Origin of the sequence: Myxococcus xanthus, assembly GCF_013116825.1 — a bacterium.
Classification (GTDB): Bacteria; Myxococcota; Myxococcia; order Myxococcales; family Myxococcaceae; genus Myxococcus; species Myxococcus xanthus_B.
The window spans coordinates 1-18,905 of the sequence record NZ_JABFNS010000158.1 but is presented as its reverse complement, the minus strand read 5'-3'; the positions used below and the strand labels follow the sequence as shown (position 1 = coordinate 18,905).

At 68.1% G+C, this 18,905-nt stretch carries 18 protein-coding genes and 1 rRNA gene; 9 read left to right on the top strand and 10 right to left on the bottom strand.

Translation table 11 applies throughout. The features are described from left to right. Positions 1-115, top strand: a 5S ribosomal RNA gene (gene rrf, locus HNV26_RS32465); the annotation flags it as partial. Positions 116-891: 776 nt separating this feature from the next. On the opposite strand, the gene HNV26_RS32455 is transcribed toward rrf, so the two are convergent. From HNV26_RS32455 to HNV26_RS32445, 3 genes are read right to left on the bottom strand one after another with little or no spacing between them, the layout of a single operon-like run. Next, positions 892-1,926 carry an ABC transporter substrate-binding protein gene (locus HNV26_RS32455; protein WP_171444273.1) on the bottom strand — a complete coding sequence of 345 codons (1,035 nt, stop codon included), beginning with the start codon at positions 1,924-1,926 and terminating at the stop codon, positions 892-894. Positions 1,927-1,948: 22 nt separating this feature from the next. Further along, the gene (locus HNV26_RS32450) at positions 1,949-2,731 is read right to left on the bottom strand and encodes an ABC transporter permease (RefSeq protein WP_171444272.1); all 783 of its coding nucleotides are present in this window, start codon (positions 2,729-2,731) and stop codon (positions 1,949-1,951) included. Continuing rightward, complete coding sequence (locus tag HNV26_RS32445) at positions 2,728-3,513, bottom strand: ABC transporter ATP-binding protein (protein WP_171444271.1); 786 nt, start codon at positions 3,511-3,513, stop codon at positions 2,728-2,730. Before HNV26_RS32445 ends, HNV26_RS32450 begins: the two co-directional genes overlap by 4 nt. A 311-nt stretch (positions 3,514-3,824) precedes the next feature. Between HNV26_RS32445 and HNV26_RS32440 the strand changes: the two genes are divergently transcribed. Beyond that, on the top strand, positions 3,825-4,178 hold the full coding sequence (locus HNV26_RS32440) for an ArsR/SmtB family transcription factor (protein ID WP_171444270.1): 354 nt from the start codon (positions 3,825-3,827) through the stop codon (positions 4,176-4,178). Beyond that, entirely contained in the window at positions 4,175-4,651 is a 477-nt protein-coding gene (locus HNV26_RS32435; protein ID WP_171444269.1) for an SRPBCC family protein, read from the top strand. Before HNV26_RS32440 ends, HNV26_RS32435 begins: the two co-directional genes overlap by 4 nt. A 123-nt stretch (positions 4,652-4,774) precedes the next feature. Here HNV26_RS32435 and HNV26_RS32430 read toward each other — a convergent pair whose 3' ends face one another. After that, positions 4,775-5,791: a hypothetical protein gene (locus tag HNV26_RS32430; protein WP_171444268.1), complete on the bottom strand. Its 1,017-nt coding sequence runs from the start codon at positions 5,789-5,791 to the stop codon at positions 4,775-4,777. Between the two features lie 566 nt (positions 5,792-6,357). Between HNV26_RS32430 and HNV26_RS32425 the strand changes: the two genes are divergently transcribed. Then, complete coding sequence (locus HNV26_RS32425; protein WP_253817268.1) at positions 6,358-6,852, top strand: hypothetical protein; 495 nt, start codon at positions 6,358-6,360, stop codon at positions 6,850-6,852. 19 nt (positions 6,853-6,871) lie between these two features. On the opposite strand, the gene HNV26_RS32420 is transcribed toward HNV26_RS32425, so the two are convergent. Both HNV26_RS32420 and HNV26_RS32415 read right to left on the bottom strand, forming a co-directional pair. Then, entirely contained in the window at positions 6,872-7,474 is a 603-nt protein-coding gene (locus HNV26_RS32420) for a GNAT family N-acetyltransferase (protein ID WP_171444267.1), read from the bottom strand. Positions 7,475-7,553: 79 nt separating this feature from the next. Then, positions 7,554-8,909, bottom strand: a complete 1,356-nt coding sequence (locus tag HNV26_RS32415; protein ID WP_171444266.1) for a serine/threonine-protein kinase — start codon at positions 8,907-8,909, stop codon at positions 7,554-7,556. A 287-nt stretch (positions 8,910-9,196) separates the two neighbouring features. Here HNV26_RS32415 and HNV26_RS32410 point away from each other — a divergent pair, with 287 nt between their 5' ends. Then, positions 9,197-10,741: an aldehyde dehydrogenase family protein gene (locus tag HNV26_RS32410; protein ID WP_171444265.1), complete on the top strand. Its 1,545-nt coding sequence runs from the start codon at positions 9,197-9,199 to the stop codon at positions 10,739-10,741. Positions 10,742-10,787: 46 nt separating this feature from the next. Then, positions 10,788-11,057: a hypothetical protein gene (locus tag HNV26_RS38750; RefSeq protein WP_253817267.1), complete on the top strand. Its 270-nt coding sequence runs from the start codon at positions 10,788-10,790 to the stop codon at positions 11,055-11,057. 228 nt (positions 11,058-11,285) lie between these two features. Here HNV26_RS38750 and HNV26_RS32400 read toward each other — a convergent pair whose 3' ends face one another. Next, on the bottom strand, positions 11,286-12,734 hold the full coding sequence (locus tag HNV26_RS32400; RefSeq protein ID WP_171444264.1) for an alpha-amylase family glycosyl hydrolase: 1,449 nt from the start codon (positions 12,732-12,734) through the stop codon (positions 11,286-11,288). Between the two features lie 130 nt (positions 12,735-12,864). Here HNV26_RS32400 and HNV26_RS32395 point away from each other — a divergent pair, with 130 nt between their 5' ends. The 3 genes from HNV26_RS32395 (at position 12,865) to HNV26_RS32385 (ending at position 16,179) form a co-directional block, all read left to right on the top strand. Next, positions 12,865-13,491 (top strand): YigZ family protein, encoded by a 627-nt coding sequence (locus HNV26_RS32395; RefSeq protein ID WP_011552906.1) that lies wholly within the window; start codon positions 12,865-12,867, stop codon positions 13,489-13,491. 33 nt (positions 13,492-13,524) lie between these two features. Continuing rightward, positions 13,525-14,859 (top strand): replication-associated recombination protein A, encoded by a 1,335-nt coding sequence (locus HNV26_RS32390; protein WP_171444263.1) that lies wholly within the window; start codon positions 13,525-13,527, stop codon positions 14,857-14,859. 141 nt (positions 14,860-15,000) lie between these two features. Next, a complete protein-coding gene (locus tag HNV26_RS32385; protein WP_253817266.1) occupies positions 15,001-16,179 on the top strand; it encodes a TIGR03118 family protein in 1,179 nt (392 codons plus the stop codon). Positions 16,180-16,265: 86 nt separating this feature from the next. Here the strand turns inward: HNV26_RS32385 and HNV26_RS32380 are convergent, their stop codons facing one another. The 3 genes from HNV26_RS32380 to HNV26_RS32370 form a co-directional block, all read right to left on the bottom strand. Then, the gene (locus HNV26_RS32380) at positions 16,266-16,961 is read right to left on the bottom strand and encodes a hypothetical protein (protein WP_171444262.1); all 696 of its coding nucleotides are present in this window, start codon (positions 16,959-16,961) and stop codon (positions 16,266-16,268) included. A gap of 130 nt (positions 16,962-17,091) precedes the next feature. Then, on the bottom strand, positions 17,092-18,453 hold the full coding sequence (locus HNV26_RS32375) for a hypothetical protein (RefSeq protein ID WP_171444261.1): 1,362 nt from the start codon (positions 18,451-18,453) through the stop codon (positions 17,092-17,094). Then, on the bottom strand, positions 18,450-18,905 hold a 456-nt coding region (locus HNV26_RS32370; RefSeq protein WP_216612931.1), incomplete at its 5' end, for a hypothetical protein. The genes HNV26_RS32370 and HNV26_RS32375, both read right to left, overlap by 4 nt.

The following is an 18,905-nucleotide window of genomic DNA, read 5'->3' as shown; positions in this document are numbered from 1 at the left end:
CGGTGGCTATGTCGGAGGGGTCCCACCCGTTCCCATCCCGAACACGGAAGTTAAGCCCTCCAGAGCCGATGGTACTTCGCGGGAAACCGCGCGGGAGAGTAGGTCGCTGCCGGATTCTTTTTGAGAAGCCCCCGGTGTCCCTCGTGGACACCGGGGGTTTTCCGTTTTGGGGCGTGTGGAGTTTCGGCGCGTCACCGCGGGCGTTGGGCCAGGCGCCGCGTGCGGAGCCGGCGCACGCCCCCTCCGCCAGCAGGGCGCCGTCGTGGCCAGCACCAGCAGGGGCTCGGCGCGCGCGGCTCCCTTCGCCACCGCGTCCACGCTTCTCAGCCCTGCGGCCGAAGACGTGGCGCTCCAGTGTCGCCTGCTTCTCCACCGGCTTCGACATTCGGGGCCAGAGGCCACCACGGCTTCTACCCCGGCAATGCCTCCCGGCACGTCGCTCGCCGGACGGTTAGGCCGCGACTGTTCCCGGAGTTCCTGCGCCAGTCGAGTCAGCTCCTTGATCTGGCGCTCGAGCTCCTCGATGCGCGCAGCCTTGGGGGCGACTTCAGCCAAGACAGGCCGTGTCCCAAGCCCCACGCCGCGTCAGCGAGCGACAAGCCTCCCGCCGGTTACTGGCCAGCTCCTTCTTCAACCGCCCAGCCCCTTGAACGCTTACGGCGTCTCGCGTGGTTGTGTGGCTGTCCGAAATCGGCTCCGTCTACATCTCACCCCTGAGCTGTCCGATTTGACGGGGGCAACTCCAGGCAGGGGGCGTCAACTCCGCCGTGCATGCGCTGCGCGGCACCCCCGCGTTCCGGGCTTTCGCCATCAGGCAGCATCCCGGGTCACCGGGCCGGAGGATATTCGAGAGGGATGAGCGGCTCTTGGCTGATACGGCTCCGCGACTCTTCAATCGCGTGAGCCGGTGAACTCCGGCAGCAGGAACTCGTCCGAGGCGGGCGCCTTCTCGATGAGGTTTAGCTCCACGAGTTGCTGGGCCAACTGCTCCCAGCGCTGGCGGTTCATCGTGCCCAGGCCTTGGGTCCGCGTCTCCTCCGTCTCGATGAGCGGCTTCTGCGCCTCGGCCCCCTCCGCGAACGTCTCCGCGTCCATCGTCGTATTCAGCTTTCCCATCACCGCGTTGGTGGGCCCCGCGTTGTCCAGGTACGCCCGCCACCCCTCGCGCACCGCCGCCACGAAGGACTTCACCCGCTCGGGCTGTTCCTTCCAGTACTGGCGCCGGGTGATGACCACGGCGAGGTACGGGTTGAAGCCCTCCTCGGCCACCAGGAACACCGATGGCGTGGCGCCCTGCCGCTTCGCGGCGATGGGCTCGGCGGTGATGAAGCACTGCTGGGCGAAGTCCTTGTCCGCCAGGAAGCGCGCGACGCCCCCGTCGTAGGGCACCACCTTCACCTTGTCGAAGCTGTACTTCTTCTTGAGGAAGGCCACGTAGGAGAGGCCCGGCTCCAGCGCCACCGTGCCCGAGGACAGCACGTCCGCGATGTTCTTCGCCCCGCGAGAGGCGTGGGCCATGATGGCGTGCGGAGAGGTCTGGTACACCGCGAACAGCGGAATCACGTCCAGGCCTCGGGCTCGCGCGACGAGGAGCTCGTCGGCGCCGCTGATGCCGAACTCCACTTTGCCGGTGGCCACCATCTGCGGCACGGGGGCGCCGGCTCCGCCGCCGAGGATCTCCGCCTCGAGCCCATGGCGGGCGAAGGCCCCCGACTCCCGCGCCGCGTAGAAGCCGCCGAATTCGGGCTCTGGCACCCAGTTGAGCGCGAGCCGCACCTTGGCGGGGGCGTCCACCTTCGGCGGGGCGGTGCTGGCTCCCGTGGCGGACTGGGAGCCCTGCTTGGGCTCCTCCTTCTGGCGCGAGCAGGCGCCCGCGGCCACGAGAAGCACCGCGCAGCCCAGCAGTTTCAAGAGGCGTCCGCTCACGTTCAGCTCCTTTCCAGGTGAGTCATGTTCCCTGCGCCGACGGGTGCCAGCGCCGCAGCAGCCGGGCGCCGGTGAGGCTCACCACACCGAACAACACCAAGCCCAGCCCCGAGGCCGCCAGCACCGCGGCGAACAGCAGATCCGTGCGCAATTGACGGTACGCGCCAAGGACGAGGATTCCCAGCCCCGCGGTGCCCTCGGAGAACCCGGCGACGAACTCGCCGACGATGGCGCCGATGACGGCCAGGCCCGAGGCGATGCGCAGCCCCGTGAACAGGTGTGGCATCGCCGCGGGCAGCTCCAGCTTCCACAGCGTGGCGAGCCGCCGCGCGCCATAGAGGCGGAACATGTCCCGGAGGGAGGGCTCCACCGAGCGCAGCCCGGTAAGCGTGTTGGCGATGACCGGGAAGAGCGAGACGATGAAGGACGACACCGCGACGGCGCGCGGGCCCGGGCCGAACCACAGCACCAGCAGCGGAGCGATGGCCACGATGGGCACGGTCTGCAGGAAGAGGGTGTAGGGGTAGAGGGCGCGCTCCACCATCCGCGAGGAGGCGAGGAGGACGGCCACGAGCACCCCCAGGACCGCGCTCAACCCGAAGCCGACCAGGGCGGAGCGGCCCGTGGTGATCGCCGCGCCGACGAGCGAGGACGCCTCCTGGGCTCCCACGGCACCAATGGCCGAGGGCGGAGGCACCAGCCAGCGCGGAACCTCCAGAAGGCGCACCGTGCCTTCCCAGAGGGTCAGCAGGACGACGAGCGCCACCAGCGGAGGGACCGCCGCGCGAAGGGCTGAGCGGTTCACCAGCGCTCTCCTTGTTCCAGGGCCTCGTTGAGCAGGCGGGCCTCGCGGGCGAAGGATGCCTCGGTGCGCAGGGACGCGCTGCGTTCAACTGGCAACTCCAGCGTCCGGTCCAGCACCACGCGCGCGGGCCGTCGCGACAGGACCACGGCTCGCTCGGCCAGGTAGGCGGCTTCGGAGATGGAGTGGGTGACGAAGAGCACGGTCATCCCCAGCTTGCGCCACAGCGCGCGGAGTTGATCATCCAGCCGGCCGCGCGTCAGCTCGTCCAGGGCGGCAAAGGGCTCGTCCAGCAGCAGCAGCCGGGGGTGGGTGACGAGCGCGCGTGCCAGGGACACGCGCATGCGCATGCCTCCGGACAGCTCCGCCGGAAAGCGGTCGGTGGCATCACCGAGCCCCACCTGATCGAGCACGGCGCGCGCGGCAGCCTGCCGCTCCGGTTTCGACACGCCGGTCAGCTCCAGCGGCAGCGCCGCGTTGTCCAGCACCGAGCGCCAGGGCAGCAGGTGCGCGTCCTGGAAGACGTAGGCGATGGGGGCGCGCTCGCCCTGGGGGCGCTCCAGCGTCGGGGTGAAGGAGATGTGCCCGGACTCGGCGCGGTCCAGCCCGGCCACCAGCCGCAGCAGCGTGGACTTGCCGCACCCGGAGGGGCCGAGCAGCGCCACGAACGAACCGGGCGCCACGTCCAGGTCCAGCCCCGACAGCACGGCGACGTTGCCTGGGAAGGTGCGGCGCAGGCCCTCGACCTTCACACGAACGCCCCCACTTCCGGAAATGGGGGCCATGGGAGAGAGGGGATGGAGGCCAGGAGGCGCCATGGATGGAGTGTTTCTAACCGTCCAGCCCTCGGGAGGCGAGCGCGGAGTCAGCCGCAATCCTCAGCGCTCAGTCCCTCGCGTGCGCGTACTCGGCCGATTTTGACGGCCGCTGAGTGAGGGGGCAGCCAGCCCGAATCGAGGCTGCCGCCACGGAGTTCTTCCGAGCGGGGCCTTGCCAGAGGGCTCCAGGCGCCGACACGACGGCGCCCTGGCTGTCCCGTGCGCTTGTGTAGGGCCCGCCTTGACGGATACATGCATCAGTGTGCATATGTACATCCATGCATCTTGACGTCTTCCAGGTTCTCGCCGACCCGACGCGCCGCCGCATCGTCGAGGCCCTTCGGTCCGGTGAGCAGCAGGTCAGTGACGTCGTCGAGAAGGCCGGAATCCACCAGTCAGGTGTCTCGCGGCATCTGCGCATCCTGTCGGAATCGGGCTTCGTCTCGATGCGGCCGGATGGGCAGCGTCGCCTCTATGCCTTGAAGCCGGAGCCGTTTCAGGAGCTCGATGGGTGGCTCACCGGGTACCGGCAGCTGTGGGAGGCGCGACTCGATCGCTTCGGAGCCGCACTGGAGAAGAAGCAGCAACATCAACAGACTCGCCGAGTCGAAGAGAAGGGGCCGCGGAAATGAGCAACGAGAAGGCGAAGGTCGTCATCGAGCGCACCTACCGGGCGGGAATCGAGGACATCTGGGCGCTCTGGACCACGAAGGAGGGCTTCGAGTCGTGGTGGGGACCCCAGGGCTTCCGTGCCGCGGTGCACGAACTCGATGCACGCGTAGGCGGCGCCCTTCGGTACGACATGATTGCTGACTCCCCGGAGATGATTGCCGCGATGAAGCAGATGGGCCAGCCGACCTCTCACGCGACCCGTTCCCGCTTCACCGAGGTGGCGCCACATTCGCGGCTCGTCCTCACGAACGTCATCGACTTCCTCCCGGGTGTCGCTACCTACGAGAGCAAGATCGCCGTGGACTTCGTCCCGAGCGGCGACGGCGTTCGGATGGTGGTGATGCTGGACGCGATGCACAGCGAGGAGTTCACGAAGATGCAGCAGGAAGGCTTCACGAGCCAGCTCACGAAGCTGGACTCGCGCTTCGCGTGATGGGATGGCGAGAAGTCCCGAAAGCTCCACTCGCTTGAGGGGAACTCGTCGAGCGTCCTCCGCTTGCTTCACGTCTGCTGCGCCCCGGACGGGCCGTTCAGCCTCGTCCGGAGCGCCTGTGAATCACTCTGAATAGTAGCTGTCCGTGTACACGCTGAAGCCGGACTCGGTGTCGACGAAGAACGTCGCGCTGTGGTCGCTCCAGGAGTCACGCGCGTAGCCGTAGGAGCAGCCGAAGAACGAGCGGCCCTCGATCAGGGTGTTCAGGTTGGCCAGACCGGCGGCCTTCACTTCCGGATCCAACGTGCCGAAGTTCGCGGCAGCGTTGACGAACGCCTCGACATGGGCGCGAACCTCGGCGGCGTCAGCATTCGTCCCGCGGTGGTCTTGCGGTTCGGACACCCGCTCCGTTCTTTCGCCGAAGCACTCCTGGACCTGGAGGCGCTGGAAATCGCCGTTCATGTTCGCCCACCAGTCGAAGTGGCGCGCCATGAACACACCACCGTGCGGTCGCGGCAGGTTGTTCACCGCGTTGATGAGCGCCTCGAATGGGCGGCTCAGCGTGGCGGCGTTGCGGAGGTTGCGGAAGCTCACGTCGGCAATGCCTGTCGTGTTCGCGATGGCGTCCGCGTTCGTGAACGGGCGCAGATTGCGCAGGTTCAGCGCGCCGTTCCAGGCGTAGGGGAGGATGTCGTGCAGCTCGGTGGAGCTGACGCTGTTCACCAGCGACACGATGGCGGTCGCGTCATCCCGCGACAGGGCCAGCCCATCCGCGATGCCATAGCAGTCCGTGTCGATGTAGTCCTGGCTCCGGGCTCCCTGCTCGATCTGCTGCAGACGCGCCGGGCCGACCAGCGCCACGGAGGAGATATCCGCCAGGGAGACGAACTGCGAAGCCGCGCGCCGGTTGACCAGGTTGTGGACGACGTTGCTGGGCAGATAGGCGTCCAGCGTGTTGAACGGCGCTTCATTGACGAACTGGAGAATGCCCTGGCACTCGGTGGCAACGTCCACGTCAGCCTCCGTCAGCAGTCTCTGCTGCTGCTCCTGGGGCTGCTGCGTGGGCGTTTCGGTCTCGCTCGGACCACAGCCAACGAGCAGACCGGCGGCGAGGAAGGCAGATCCAACATAACGACGCATCAGGGGAACTCCTGCTAGGGGGGATAATGAGGTGAGACGGATTTAATACATCAAACTCGAATGCTCCTGGCAATACGGATTCGTGTCTGTGTTTCGTCACGAATCTGTTCCCAGCACTGTGCACTTCAGGTGTGGGAATGGCCCTCTTTCCGTCGCGATAGGGTGCCTGTCTCCCTCTGAAGCGACCCTGGGCGTCTCTTGCCCGATGCCGTGGTTTTTCGGCCTCCCAAGGCGTGGATGGGTGATGAGGGATTGGGCGTGTCCTGTGTCTTTTTTCAACGTGACACGTCGCTTTGGGCAGCAGCGGATGAGTCATTGCGTGCGCTGCCGAGGGGCGAATGAGTGGGATGGCGCGAAGTCTGTTTTTCGTGAATAGCCTGTGGTATGCCCTCGGCATGGGGAACACTCGTCCGATTCGTCCTGGAGTCGCGCCTCGCCCCGCCGTGGCGCCATCTGCGTCCCGCGTTCGGGATTCCGTGGCCACGCCGCCATCGGCGCCTGGGAATGCTGCTCGGCAGCCGCCGGCTTCCAGGGACCGCTTCGAGCCACCGCGTTCAGCCCCTCTGGTGAATCTCTCCGGTCAAGGTGCCGCGCCATCCGGCGGACAGCGCCAGCGGGCCCTGGAGGTCACGCGGCAGAGTCCTCCGGGGTCGGTCGGGGCGGCCATCCGGCCCTTGTTGTCGGGGGCCGTGGGGATGCTGGGCACGGCCGGGCATGCCGTGGGGGCCTTGCCGGGCGCCGTGGTTCACGCCGTGCCCTTCGTGGGCCCCGCGCTTCAAGCCTCTGGCGTGACGAGGCCGCTGACGCGACTGGGGCCCGCCGTGGAGGCCTACGCTCGCGAGTTCGGCGCAGGCCAGGTGGGGGACTTCTACGCGCAGCAGCGAGAGTTGCTCAACCAGCCCGCGACCGAGGCCAACATCGCGGAGTTCGCTCGGCGCGAGACGGAGTTCTTTCAGCGCGATCCTTCCGCCGAGGCTCGGGCCTTTGGGGCCATGTTCAGCGCGGAGGACCGTGCGGCCCTCATCGGGCTCAGCGCGCGTGTGCAACGTCAGCTCCCTTGATGAGGGGCTGACTCAACGCTCAGCGCGTGTTCCCCTCGGGGATGACGTCCGGGGGACGTGGCGGCGCCCAGTCCCAGGCGACCACGGCCCACTCGTCCGTCGCGTCCCGGTAGGTGTGGATCGTCTCGAAGCCGACCCGCTCATGCGCCCGCAGGGAGCGGAGGTTCCGCACGGAAATCTCGGTGACGATGAGGTCGAACCGAGCTCGGAAGTGGTCCCGGTGCTGGTGGTAGAGCCGGTCGAACAAGCCCTGTCCCCGGTGCGCCTTGTCGATGCAGATCTGCCCCATCACGTAGAAGCGGTAGTCTCGCAGCGATTTGCTTCGGAACTCGAGCGAGTCGAGGAGCGCGAACATGGGCTCCAGGACGGGGGCCAGCGCGCGGGCCTCGCGCGGCATCGTCAGGGCATAGGCCACCAGCACTCCATCGTGGCGGGCGACGATGCTGGGCGCCATGGCGTGCATCTGTTCCAGCGCCGGCAGGTCATGCTGAACCGTGACGAACCCCTGTGAGCGCATCTCATCCGCGGACAGCGCCTGCTTCAGGTTCTTCTGTTGCAGCGCCAGGATGTGCTCCAACTCGTCCCGGTTCCGCACGGCGGTGACTGTGTAGGTGGGCGTCATCGACAGCAGGATATGCCGCAGCGGTGCGCCTTGCCGAAGCGACGCGGGGTGCGGGCACGCGGGCGACAGGAGCTGCGCTTCAGTGGCGCGTAGGACAGTGGGCGGGGCTCGATGTTGCAGGCCGGGCGGGGGGAAAGGCGGGGCCATAGCAGGCGCCCTTGTGGACATACCCATCCTCGTCACAGTCCTTCAGGTTATCGACGGCCAGCTTCACCCAGCAGCCACCGTTGATGGGGACTTGGAGCTTGCGTGGGCACCGTCCAGATGCGTCTGGCCGGGTCTGCCCAGGAAAGGGGCGGGGTGGCATCTCCAGGGCGATGGTCGACCATGCAACGGGGGCCTGGATGGGAGATGCCGGAGCCGCGAACACACTGTCTCCCACCGCCACCGTGCCGCCGTCAGTTGCCTCCACGGACATCGCAGTCGGCATGGGAGCGACTTCGACTGCGGCTCCCGCGCGAGGCCGCCAGCCGAGGCTCAGTACCAGGGGGCCTCCAAGTCCGATGATGGCCACCCATGGCCACCGGGGGCGTCGGGCCCGATGGCGGACGGAACGTTCCTTCCACCGCGCCGATGCTCGGGCGTGAAGGGCACCTCCCACCATGAGTGGCACATCCGACTCCGAGCCCGCCCGTGCCACCGCGAAATCCAGCGACTCCGCCAGCTCGCGTGCGCTGCCTCGCGCATGGAGGCTTGGGGCGAGCATCCGCGACACCAACGCGCTCAACTCCGGGCAGCAGTGCCCATTCACGTCTCGCGGGGATGGGGCCTGGGCTCGCTCCGTGTGCCAGAACCTGGACTCCGCCACATCAGGATGCGTCGACGGCGGGTACCGCCCCGTGATCATCCGGAACGCCGTGACGCCCAGCGCGAAGACGTCATCCGCCTGCCCCGGCGCATACGGCGGCGCGGAGTCACTCGCCGCGAAGCGCCACGCTTCCGGGGACCGATAGGCCGGCGTCCCTGGTGGAAACGGCGAGCTCGTCTGCGTCGCGGCGCCCACGTAGTGACTGGAGCCGAAGTCCATGAGGAACGCGTGCCCGTCGGCCTCGCGCACCAGCACGTTGTACCCTTTGACGTCCCGGTGCAGCCCCCCGGCCGCGTGGGTGGCTTCAATCGCCCGCGCCAGCCTCGCGAGCAGGGCCATCACCTGCCGCGACGTGGGGCGGTGCTCGCTGGTCCAATCGTAGAGCGGCGTGCCCTCCACCCAGTCCATCGCGAGGTAGGGGTGGGGCGGTCCCTTGACGGGTTGCCAATGCCCGCTCGCTCGCAACCGGGGAACGGCGGGGTGGTGGATGCGGGACAGCAGCTCGGCCTCGCGCGCGAAGCGTTCGTCCCGGGCATGCAGGGCCAGCTTGAGGGCCACGGTGTGCGTGCCCGTGATGTGCCGGGCCCGGTAGACGGCGCCGTAGGTGCCTCGGCCTCGCAGGTCCATGAGGCGCCACGGGCCCACCCGGGTTCCGGGTGGAAGTCGGGCCGGATTCAGGAAAGGGAGCCCCATACAGGAAGAGGCTACTTCCTGAGTAGTCAGTTTGCACCGGAATCTGTCAGGTCAATGCGGCTCGCTGGGAAGAAATCCGGAAGGCGCAGCGCGCGAAAAGCGACGCAACCCGTGGCCGCGGGGCGGCGGTTGCCGCGCGCCTCACGCGCCATCACCTTGACGCAATGTGCCGATGCCGGGTGGAGTGTCGGCCTGGTCTCCTTCCGGTGGAGGGCGTGCCCATGGCGAGTGTGGTGCCTGCTTACGCGGAGTGGTCCAATCTGGAGCGCCGAATCCGGGCGCTCGTTCCCGAGGCGTTCGACCCGTCTGGCCGAGTGCTGAACCTCATCGCGGGTGAATGGGGGCATCCCGGAAAGGGGAAGCCCTACCTGTCCCCGGTGGACGGCACCGTCCTGGGCCGCCTGCCCATGATTGATGCGAACACCGCGCGCGTCGCCGCGAGCGCCGCCGCCGCGGAGGCGCGGACCTGGGCCCACCAGGACCTCGATGCGCGCAAGGAGCGCGTCACCCAGTGCCTGTCCCTGCTGCGTGAGCAGCGCGAGCTGCTGGCCCTCATCCTGGCCTGGGAGATTGGCAAGCCGGTGCCACAGGCGCGCGTCAGCGTGGACCGCTGTATCACTGGCGTGGAGTGGTACGTCTCCCAAATCGAGCCCATGGTGGAGGGCCGCCGTCCGCTGGGGCTCATCTCCAACATCGCTTCATGGAATTACCCGCTGTCGGTGCTGGTCCACGCGGTGCTGGTCCAGGTGCTCGCGGGCAACAGCGCCATCGCCAAGACGCCCACGGATGGTGGGCTCTTCTCGCTGACGCTCTGCATGGCGCTCGCGCGCCGCTGCGGGCTGCCTGTGTCGCTCATCAGTGGCTCGGGCGGACAGCTCAGCGACGCGCTGGTGCGCAATCCGGAGATCGCTTGCCTGTCCTTCGTGGGCGGCAAGGCGAACGGGCGGGACATCGCGGCCAGCCTCTATGACCGCAACAAGCGCTACATGCTGGAGATGGAAGGGGTGAATGCCTACGGCATCTGGCACTTCAGCGACTGGGACGGGCTGGCGAAGCAGCTCAAGAAGGGCTTCGAGTACGGCAAGCAGCGCTGCACCGCGTACCCGCGCTTCGTCGTGGAGCGGAGCCTGATGCCGCGCTTCCTGGAGACGTACCTGCCCGTCGTCGCCGCCCTGAAGGTGGGGCACCCGCTGCTGGCGGAGACTCCGGATGGCGAGCCACCCGCGCTCGACTTCGGCCCGCTCATCAACAGCCAGAAGGTCGAGGAGCTTCACGGCCATATGAGCGAGGCGGAGGGCCGCGGCGCCGTGCCCCTCTTCGCCGGGCGGCTGGACGCGGAGCGCTTCCTGCCGGACCAGGACGTCTCCGCGTACCTGGCCCCGCACGCGCTGCTGCACGTGCCGCGCAACTGCAAGCTCTACCACGGCGAGCCCTTCGGCCCCGTGGACACGCTGGTCGTCGTGGACAGCGAGGAGGAGCTCATCGCGGAGATGAACGTGTCCAACGGTTCGCTGGTCGCCTCCATCGCCTGCGACGAGCCCGACACGTGCAAGCGCGTCTCCTCCGAGCTGCGGGCCTTCAAGGTCGGCCACAACGGGCCGCGCTCGCGCGGAGACCGGGAGGAGGTCTTCGGCGGAATCGGTGGTTCGTGGAAGGGGTGCTTCGTGGGCGGCAAGTACCTGGTCCAGGCCGTCACCGAGGGCGAACCCGGCGAGCGGCTGCACGGCAACTTCCACGACTACACGCAACTCCCCGACACACGCTGACGCGGGCTCATCGTCTGCTCAGGCGTCTGGCGCCGCGCGGGGAGCGGTGGACCGACGCATCGACACCATCAAGGCCGCCGCCGAGGAGGCCTTGCTCGGCGGGGGCGAGGTGCTGAACCGGGAGGTGTCGAAGCGCGCCGCGGGCTACCCGTTCATCCTCAAGCCTTCGGACCGCACGGCGTGCTCCAGCGCTTGGACATCCTTGACGGCCGAACTGGAGGTGGGCGGAGGCGTCGTGGGCATCGGCCGCGAGGGCGTGAAGTACGCCATCGAGGACATGACGGAGCTTCGGCTGCTGGTGCTGCGTCAGGCGTGAGCGCTCGGAGACGCTCCCTTCGAAAGGGGACGAAGCAGTCGCGTGCGAAGGGGCATGCACCCACTTCAGTGAGATGAGTCGACGGGCCAAGGACCCCACGGAGACCGTGGGGCCACGGGCGCCACGTCGAGTTCCAGACTCGGTGACGACCTTCCGTGCAGCCTTCTTCGGAGCGCTGCTTCGTGAAGTTGAAACCACCCACGGGGGGAACGTCTTCCCCGCGCGCGCTCAGCTCCGGGGCGTGAGCAGCACCGCGCCCGAAGCAGGCATTGCCACCTCGAGCCGCGTCCCCTCGGCGCGGATGGGGACGTCTCGTTCGTCCAGCAGGTCCTTCAGGGACGCATGCCTGGACAGGCTGGCGTAGGCCTGGGGGAGGGTGAGGCGCAGCGTCCTGGCGGGCCCGAAGTTCAGCACGACGAGCACGGGCTCGCTCGCGCCGTCCTGATGGCGCAGGTAGGCCAGGGCGGAGGGATTGTCCTTCACGGCGACCGGCACCCAGGCGCCACCAGCGAGCGCGGGGTGCGTGTCCCGCAGGTCGATGAGCTTCCGGTAGTGCTCCCGCAGGCCGTGCGGGTCCTCGTCCCAGGAGAGGGGCGGCGGCTCCTGGTAGGGCTCGTACTCCGCGCCCACCTCGTCGCCCGTGTAGACGATGGGGATGCCGGGCAGGGTGAGCAGCAGCGCGGCGGCCACCCGCGTCGAGTCGGGGCCATGGCGGCCGATGAAGCGCTTCGCCGTGTCGTTGTTGTTGAGGAAGCGGGCCACGCGGTCCTCGGGCGTCTGCCCGCCCTTCAGGGCCGCGTACAGCTTCGGAGCCAACTGCTGACGGTCCTCGAAGACGCCCTCCCAGGCCCAGTGGCCCAGCGAGGCGCTCCAGTCATACGCCGCGTTGAAGCCGTTGCGCACGAAGTACGGGTCATACGCGCTCGCCTCCGCGAGCAGGTACACGTCCGGCTTCTCCTTCCGCAGCGCCGTGGACAGGTCGCACCAGAAGCCAGGGCGCCGCTCCTTCACGCCCCAGGCCACGTCCACGCGGAAGCCATCCACGTCGAACTCGCGCACCCAGTACTGGAAGGCCCGGTGCACCATCGCGGTGACCTTCGGGTTGTCGTAGTTGAGGTTCGGCAGGTGCTTCCAGTCGAAGTAGTGCGTCGGCTGTCCCTGGGCGTCGCGGTCGTAGTAGCCGTAGTACGGTGACTGCTTGCCCTTCGCGAGCACGTCCCGGAAGTACGGGTGCGCGTTCGACGTGTGGTTGGGCACGAAGTCCATCATCACCTTCATGCCGCGCGCGTGCGCCTGGTCGATGAGCTCCTTGAACTCGGCCTTCGTGCCGTAGTCAGGGCGGACATCGAAGTAGTCGGTGACGGCGTAGCCGAAGTCCCCCGGGTCCGTTGTCGTATTCACCGGTGACAGCCAGAGCACGTCGATGCCCAGGTCTCGCAGGTAGTCCAGCTTCGCGGTGACGGCCTTGAAGGGCTGCTCGCCGAAGAGCGGCGGGACGACGCCGTAGACGACGGCGCCTCGAATCCAGTCCGGGTCCTGTACGGGGCCACAGGTTCGGCCCTCGGCACGCGCTTGAGGCGGGGCGGTGTTCCGAGCGGCTTCCGCGGGCATGCCCGCGAGGGAGAGGAGGCTCAGCGAGAGCAAGGCGGCCAGGCGGCGGGGGCGGGCGTTGAGCATGGGGTGTCAGGGGCCGGACATCGGCGTTGGGCCCGGAACGCGGCGCCGCCTCCGGATTCTTCCTTGGCGTCGGCCTGTGGCGGCGGGACGGCTGCTGGCGATATGAGACACTGCGCAAGCCACCGCACCCATGGACGAGAAGCGCTACCCCATCCCGGCCGGGCTCCACCGGGTGGAGCAGGACATCCAGAAGAGCCGCTTCATCACCACGGCCGCCCATGCGCCCACCGTGGAAGAGGCGAAGGCCTTCATCGCCCGCGTCCGCGAGGAGTTCGCCGACGCCACCCACAACTGCTGGGCCTTCGTCGTCGGGCCTCCGGGCTCCACCGCCCAGGTGGGCATGAGCGACGACGGCGAGCCCCATGGAACGGCCGGCCGGCCCATGCTCACCGCCCTGCTCCACGGGGGCGTTGGCGACGTGGCCATGGTCGTCACCCGGTACTTCGGCGGGACGCTGCTGGGGAAGGGCGGGCTGGTGCGCGCCTATACCGCTGGCGTCCAGCAGGCGCTCGAAAGCCTCCCCACCACGGAGCGTGTGCGCAAGACGCGACTGGCCGTCGAGGTGGAGTACACCCACGTCGATGGGCTGCGCCGCCTGCTGCCGTCCTACGAGGTGCAGGTGCTGGCGGAGGAGTATTCGGCCACCGTGGGGTACCGGCTGGAGCTGCCCGTCACCCAGGTGGAGGCCCTGCGGACCGCGTTGAACGACCTGACATTGGGCCAGGTGCTCGTCGAGCCGCTCGATTCGGACGATTGACCCTGGGCCACGGAGGGGAGAGCCTGCGGCCCGATGAGCGCTGGCCCCGACCTCTTCTCCGCCTCCGTCGACGTGAATCGCTTCGCGCCCCTGGCGGAGCGGATGCGGCCTCGCACGCCTGACGAGTTCATCGGCCAGTCCCACCTGCTGGGCCCGGGCCGTCCGCTGCGCCAGCTCATCGAGCGCAAGGCCATCGTGTCCTCCCTCTTCTGGGGGCCCCCGGGGGTGGGCAAGACGACGCTCGCGCGGATGATGGCCACCGGCGTGGACGCGGAGTTCGTCATCCTCTCCGCCGTGTCGGACGGCATCCCCCGCATCCGCGAGGTGGTGGCCGAGGCCGAGCGCCTGCGCAACCAGTACAGCCGCCGCACCGTCCTCTTCGTCGACGAAATCCACCGCTGGGCGAAGAACGTGCAGGAGCAGGCGCTGCCCCACGTGGAGAGCGGCCTCTTCGTCCTCCTGGGCGCCACCACGGAGAACGTCAGCTTCGAGGTCCGCCCCGCGCTCGTCAGCCGGTGCCGCGTGTTCCAGCTCAAGGAGCTCACCGTCGCGGACATCCAGTCGGCGCTGACGCGGGCGCTCGGTGACTCGAAGCGGGGCTTGGGCGCGCGCAACCTGACGGTGGGGGAGGAGGCGCTGACGCTGCTGGCGAAGGGCGGCGTGGGTGACGTGCGCAAGGCGCTGGGCGCGATGGAGCTGGCGGCCAGCCTCACCGCGGACGGCGCGGAGATTACGCCCGAGACGGCGCGCGAGGCGGTGGGCACCAGCCTGTCCCGCCACGACAAGGACGGCGATCAGCACTACGACTTGCTGAGCGCGCTGCAGAAGTCGTGCAGGGGCTCCAACGTCCAGGGCGCCGTCTTCTGGGCGGCGAAGCTGCTCCAGACGGGCGACGTGGCGTCACTGTGGCGGCGGCTCAAGGTGATTGCCGTGGAGGACGTGGGCATGGCGATGCCGGAGGCCATCAGCATCGTGCGTGACTGCGAGGAGGCCTTCCACGCCATGGGCATGCCGGAGGGGCGCATCTGCGTGGCGCACGCCGTCGTCCTGCTGGCCACGGCGAAGAAGAGCAACCGTGCCTATGCGGCGCTGGACGCGGCGATGGCGGCGCTCCAGGAGCATCCCAACGCGGAGCCTCCGCTTCACATCCGCAACGCGCCCACCGAGCTGATGAAGGAGCTGGGGCACGGCAAGGGCTACCAGACGCCCTGGAACTTCAAGGACCACTACGTGCCCGGGCAGACGTACCTGCCCGCCCCGCTGGAGCGTTCCGTCTTCTACCGCCCGAGCAAGGAAGGCTACGAGGCGGAGATTCATGAGCGCATGAGCCACTGGTGGCGCGAGGACAAGGCGTCCCGAGGCGAGTAGGGCAGGCAGCCCCCGCGGGCCGGGTTCTGCCGTCCGGTGCGCAATACTCCTGGGCAGCAGTGCCGGTTGTTCATCCCGAGACGTCCTCCCAGCTTGTTGCTCAATGAGCACGCGGCGGTTCGCCGTCTCAGAGGGGGAATCATGATGAACACTCGCAGGTCCACGTTGATGCAAGGTGTGTTGTCCGCGGTGGTCGCGGTCCTCGTGGTCCCGGTCGCCAGGGCGGCAATGCCACCCGCGCCTCCGGCAAACTGCTCGGAGGCGGGCGGCTACACACAACGCAACCTCGTGGCCAACAGTCCGGCGCTTGGCGCCGAGCATGTCGATCCGCACCTCGTCAACGCCTGGGGGCTTGCCTTCAACCCGATGGGCATCGCGTGGGTGGCGAACGGGGGCACGGGCACCTCAACGCTGTATGACGGCAATGGGGTTCAGCAGCCCCTCGTCGTGGGCATCCCCGCGCCGCCAGGAAAGACCGAGTCGGGAGAGCCCACCGGCGTGGTGTTCAATGGCTCGGAAGCAATCGTCGTGACAGGGACCGGGGTCTCGGGTCCCGCTCGCTTCATCTTCGCAACGGAGGAGGGCGTCCTGGCCGCCTGGGCACCCGCGGTGGACGAGGCCTCGGCCAGGATCGTGGTGGACAACTCCGCGGTGCGCTCTGTGTACAAGGGGCTGGCGATGGCCGGCACCGGAGCGGACGCGAGGCTGTACGCGGCGGATTTCCGGAACAATCGAATCGACGTCTTCAACTCCAGCTTCACGCACATGCCGATGCCGGGCGCCTTCGCGGACCCGTCACTGCCCGCCGGGTATGCGCCCTTCAACATCCAGAACATCGAGGGCACCCTCTATGTCTCGTATGCGCAGCAGGACGCGGAGCGTTCGGATGATGTCCCCGGCGTGGGCGCGGGCTACATCAACGCCTTCGACATGAACGGGCAGTTGCTGCGGCGGTTCGCTTCTCAGGGCGCGCTCAATGCGCCGTGGGGAATGGCCCTGGCTCCGGCGGGCTTCGGGCAGTTCAGCAACCACCTGCTGGTGGGCAACTTCGGGGATGGCGCCATCAACGCGTATGACCCTGCCTCCGGCGCCTGGGCAGGCGCGCTCAATCGACCGGACGGGCAGCCTGTCAAGGTCGACGGACTCTGGTCCTTGCACTTCGGGACTGGCGTGCAGGGCCTACCCGCCGAGACGCTCTTCTTCACGGCGGGGCCCGCGGACGAGGATCAGGGACTCTATGGCCGGTTTGACATGACGCCCGTGTGTCCGCAGGGCAGCCTGCCCCCGTGGAAGGAGCCTCGCGGGCCTGAGGCGCAGTGAGCGGGCTGCGGGCATGGCGGCGCGGGCCGGAGCACGGTGCTCCGGCCCGCGCTGTCGCGTGGGGCGCAACGAGGTGAAGGCGCGTCTCAGGGCTGCTGCGAGCCGCTGCCTCCGTAGCCCTGGTCCTGCAACTGCTGCCAGCGCGCCTTGGCCTGATGTTCGCGCTGGAGGTTGGCGTCCACCTGGCGCTGCTGATCCGCCGCCTTTCGCCGGGCGTCGGCGACGGCGCTGGAGAAGTCCCCTGGGGACAGCTCTTTCGCCCGGACGTCCGCGTTGGCGTTGACGGCTTCGTACTTCGCCTGTTCGAGCTGGGCGTCGGCCACGTCCAGCTCCCGCTGGCGCATGACCTCCAGCGACTTCAACGTCGTCACCGCGTCGTCGCGCCAGGCCGTCTCCGCCTCGGCCAGGGTGAGGGCGTGCTGGGCCGTGCAGGCGGCGTTCTGGGCCCGCTCGATGGCCGCGACGTCACCCGTTGCCTGCGCGGCCTCGAGCGCTGACTCACTTGCTTCGCGGCGGGACTTCGCGGCGTCCTCGTTGCGTTGGGCGACTTCTCGCTCCGCCTCGGCGTCCTGTCTGGCCACCTGGGTGCGGGTGCGCTGCTCCCGGGCATGGTCCTCCGTGAGCTGCGCCTCGCGCACGTTTCCCAGCTCGCCGGGTGGGACGCGCGCCACCCATTGCTTGTCCACCTTCGCGCTGGAGCGATGGGACGCACAGCCTCCCAACAGCATCACGGCCGTGCCGGCCATCCCCAGGTACATGCGACGCCTGCCTGGCTGCGCCATGCCTTCCTCCCGGTCATAGGGTCCTGTCCGAAACTGTGCGCATCCGGGGGAGGGTGAAAGCAGCGGCGCACCGCTCGGCGCGCTACACGCCCCTGCCCATGGGGCAGGGGCTGCACAGGCGTGGGCGTCGCTATGGACCCGCGAAGAGCTCCGAAATGTGCAAGAAGTTGAAGAGCCGCTCGTAGTTGGAGCCGAAGTTGACCGACGCCGGAGCAGAATCCTCAGAGTAGACGACTGTTCCAACAGTGCCGTCGGGCCGGCGTCTGATGATGACGTCGATGAACACCACATCCGTGCGTGTACCCTGACTGTAGAGAGCGCCTGTCGCATCCAGCACTCCGGCGTTGGCTGCGTTGATGTTCTCGGGGACTGCCCCGTACGTCCCATCAAGGGTGGCAATACCGTCATGGTCGATGTGCCACAGTTCCATGGTGCGGGTATCGATTCGCCGGAAGGCCACCATGAATCCCGTGGGATGCGCTCTCGCGTCGACCACGGAGGTCATGGCACTGTACTCGAGCGGTAGCCCCATGACACGTCGATCCGTCCGCTCTGGGGTCATCAGAAACAGCTCAGAGCTGTTGCGATCACCGAGCATGTAGTCCGAGGCGTTCCACGCGATCACCCGCATGGTAGACGCCACCACCGCCCCCGCTCGGTCGTAGTACGTCATGAGGCCCATGTGGCCACTGCAGGTATAGGCAATATCACCGGTGCCCGCCTGCATGACGAACCTGGAGACGTCGTCGGTAGCGGAGCACGCCGGCGCTGGAACCAGGGTGTCGTTCCTGGTGCCATTGCGAGGGTATGAGCGAACACCGTTCTCAGATGGAAAGGTGTCGGGCACGAAGATCTTCACCCGCTTCGGTTTCGTTCCCGCGTCCATGTAATAGACGCGGCCATTCGGGGAAACGACAGGGGCGTCAAAGTAGCTGCGGCTCTCGCAGTCAAACCCCACTTGCACGCGCGTCGGCGACATGACGCTGGAGATCCCGTCGTTGCCGCAGGAGCCTTGGCTGAGCGTCCCCCAGATGAGTACGTCGTTCCCGGAGCTCGGCGCGGTGCGGCACCAGTTGTCCGCATCACACGACGGCGTCCAGAGATAGCTGCTGCCACAGTTACTGGCGGTGTTGCATCGGCCGTCCTGGAGGACACATCGCTTCGTCGAATCGTTGCAGTTCTCGTGGGAGCCGCAGTCACTTGGCGACAGGCAGAAGCCCTCGGCGAGCTCGCAGGTATGGCTGGCCCCGCAGGCCTCCCACGTCTTGCACTGCGCGTTGGTGGCGCACATTCCCTCACGAAGCGCGCACCGCCGGTCCGCAGCGCACATCTCCCAGGCCTGGCATTCATCGTCGCCGAGGCATCCTGCGCAGACCCCTTCCTTGCAGTGCAGGCCCGGTAGACACATGCTGTCGTCGTCGCACAGCCCCTCGGGGATGTCCGTACACGCGAGGAACAGCGCCGCGGCACAGAGCATGAACAAACGATTCACCAGCGCCCCCGTACGTTGATGTTGCCGCCACCGTGGCCGTCCGAATCGAAGGACACCGCCGACAAACCCCAGAAGGTGAGCCCGGTGAGCGCGACGATGCCGCCACCAATCATCAGGGTGTTCGCCAGCGTGTTGTACGTCTTCACCTGTCCAAACTTCGGGCGGTCCGCAGGCACAAGGAGCCCTGCGGGGTAGCGGCGTGAGAGGTCGTCGTTCAGGCTCTGGCTCCGCAGTCCAAAGAACCCGCCAGTGCCAAGTACGAGTGCGCCGCCAATCGACGCATAGATCCCCGTGCGCCGCATCCATCCGGATGAACTCGGCGCGGGCGCGTCGTAGAGCAGCTCGGAGGTGTCCATGATGGGATCCTCCACTTCCATCGAGCCGACTTCAGCGAGAGGCGTCGGCGCGGCCGCGACCGGCGTGGGGGGCGGCGCAGGCGGGCGATTGGCTTG

Bases quoted from the DNA above. Each gene is read 5' to 3' on its own strand.
- HNV26_RS32435 (WP_171444269.1), top strand. From the start codon at position 4,175: ATGAGCAACGAGAAGGCGAAGGTCGTCATCGAGCGCACCTACCGGGCG.
- HNV26_RS32445 (WP_171444271.1), bottom strand. From the start codon at position 3,513: ATGGCCCCCATTTCCGGAAGTGGGGGCGTTCGTGTGAAGGTCGAGGGC.
- HNV26_RS32390 (WP_171444263.1), top strand. From the start codon at position 13,525: ATGAGCGCTGGCCCCGACCTCTTCTCCGCCTCCGTCGACGTGAATCGC.
- HNV26_RS32385 (WP_253817266.1), top strand. From the start codon at position 15,001: ATGATGAACACTCGCAGGTCCACGTTGATGCAAGGTGTGTTGTCCGCG.
- HNV26_RS32395 (WP_011552906.1), top strand. From the start codon at position 12,865: ATGGACGAGAAGCGCTACCCCATCCCGGCCGGGCTCCACCGGGTGGAG.
- HNV26_RS32400 (WP_171444264.1), bottom strand. From the start codon at position 12,734: ATGCTCAACGCCCGCCCCCGCCGCCTGGCCGCCTTGCTCTCGCTGAGC.
- HNV26_RS32440 (WP_171444270.1), top strand. From the start codon at position 3,825: ATGCATCTTGACGTCTTCCAGGTTCTCGCCGACCCGACGCGCCGCCGC.
- HNV26_RS32430 (WP_171444268.1), bottom strand. From the start codon at position 5,791: ATGCGTCGTTATGTTGGATCTGCCTTCCTCGCCGCCGGTCTGCTCGTT.
- HNV26_RS32380 (WP_171444262.1), bottom strand. From the start codon at position 16,961: ATGGCGCAGCCAGGCAGGCGTCGCATGTACCTGGGGATGGCCGGCACG.
- HNV26_RS32415 (WP_171444266.1), bottom strand. From the start codon at position 8,909: ATGGACCTGCGAGGCCGAGGCACCTACGGCGCCGTCTACCGGGCCCGG.
- HNV26_RS32410 (WP_171444265.1), top strand. From the start codon at position 9,197: ATGGCGAGTGTGGTGCCTGCTTACGCGGAGTGGTCCAATCTGGAGCGC.
- HNV26_RS32420 (WP_171444267.1), bottom strand. From the start codon at position 7,474: ATGACGCCCACCTACACAGTCACCGCCGTGCGGAACCGGGACGAGTTG.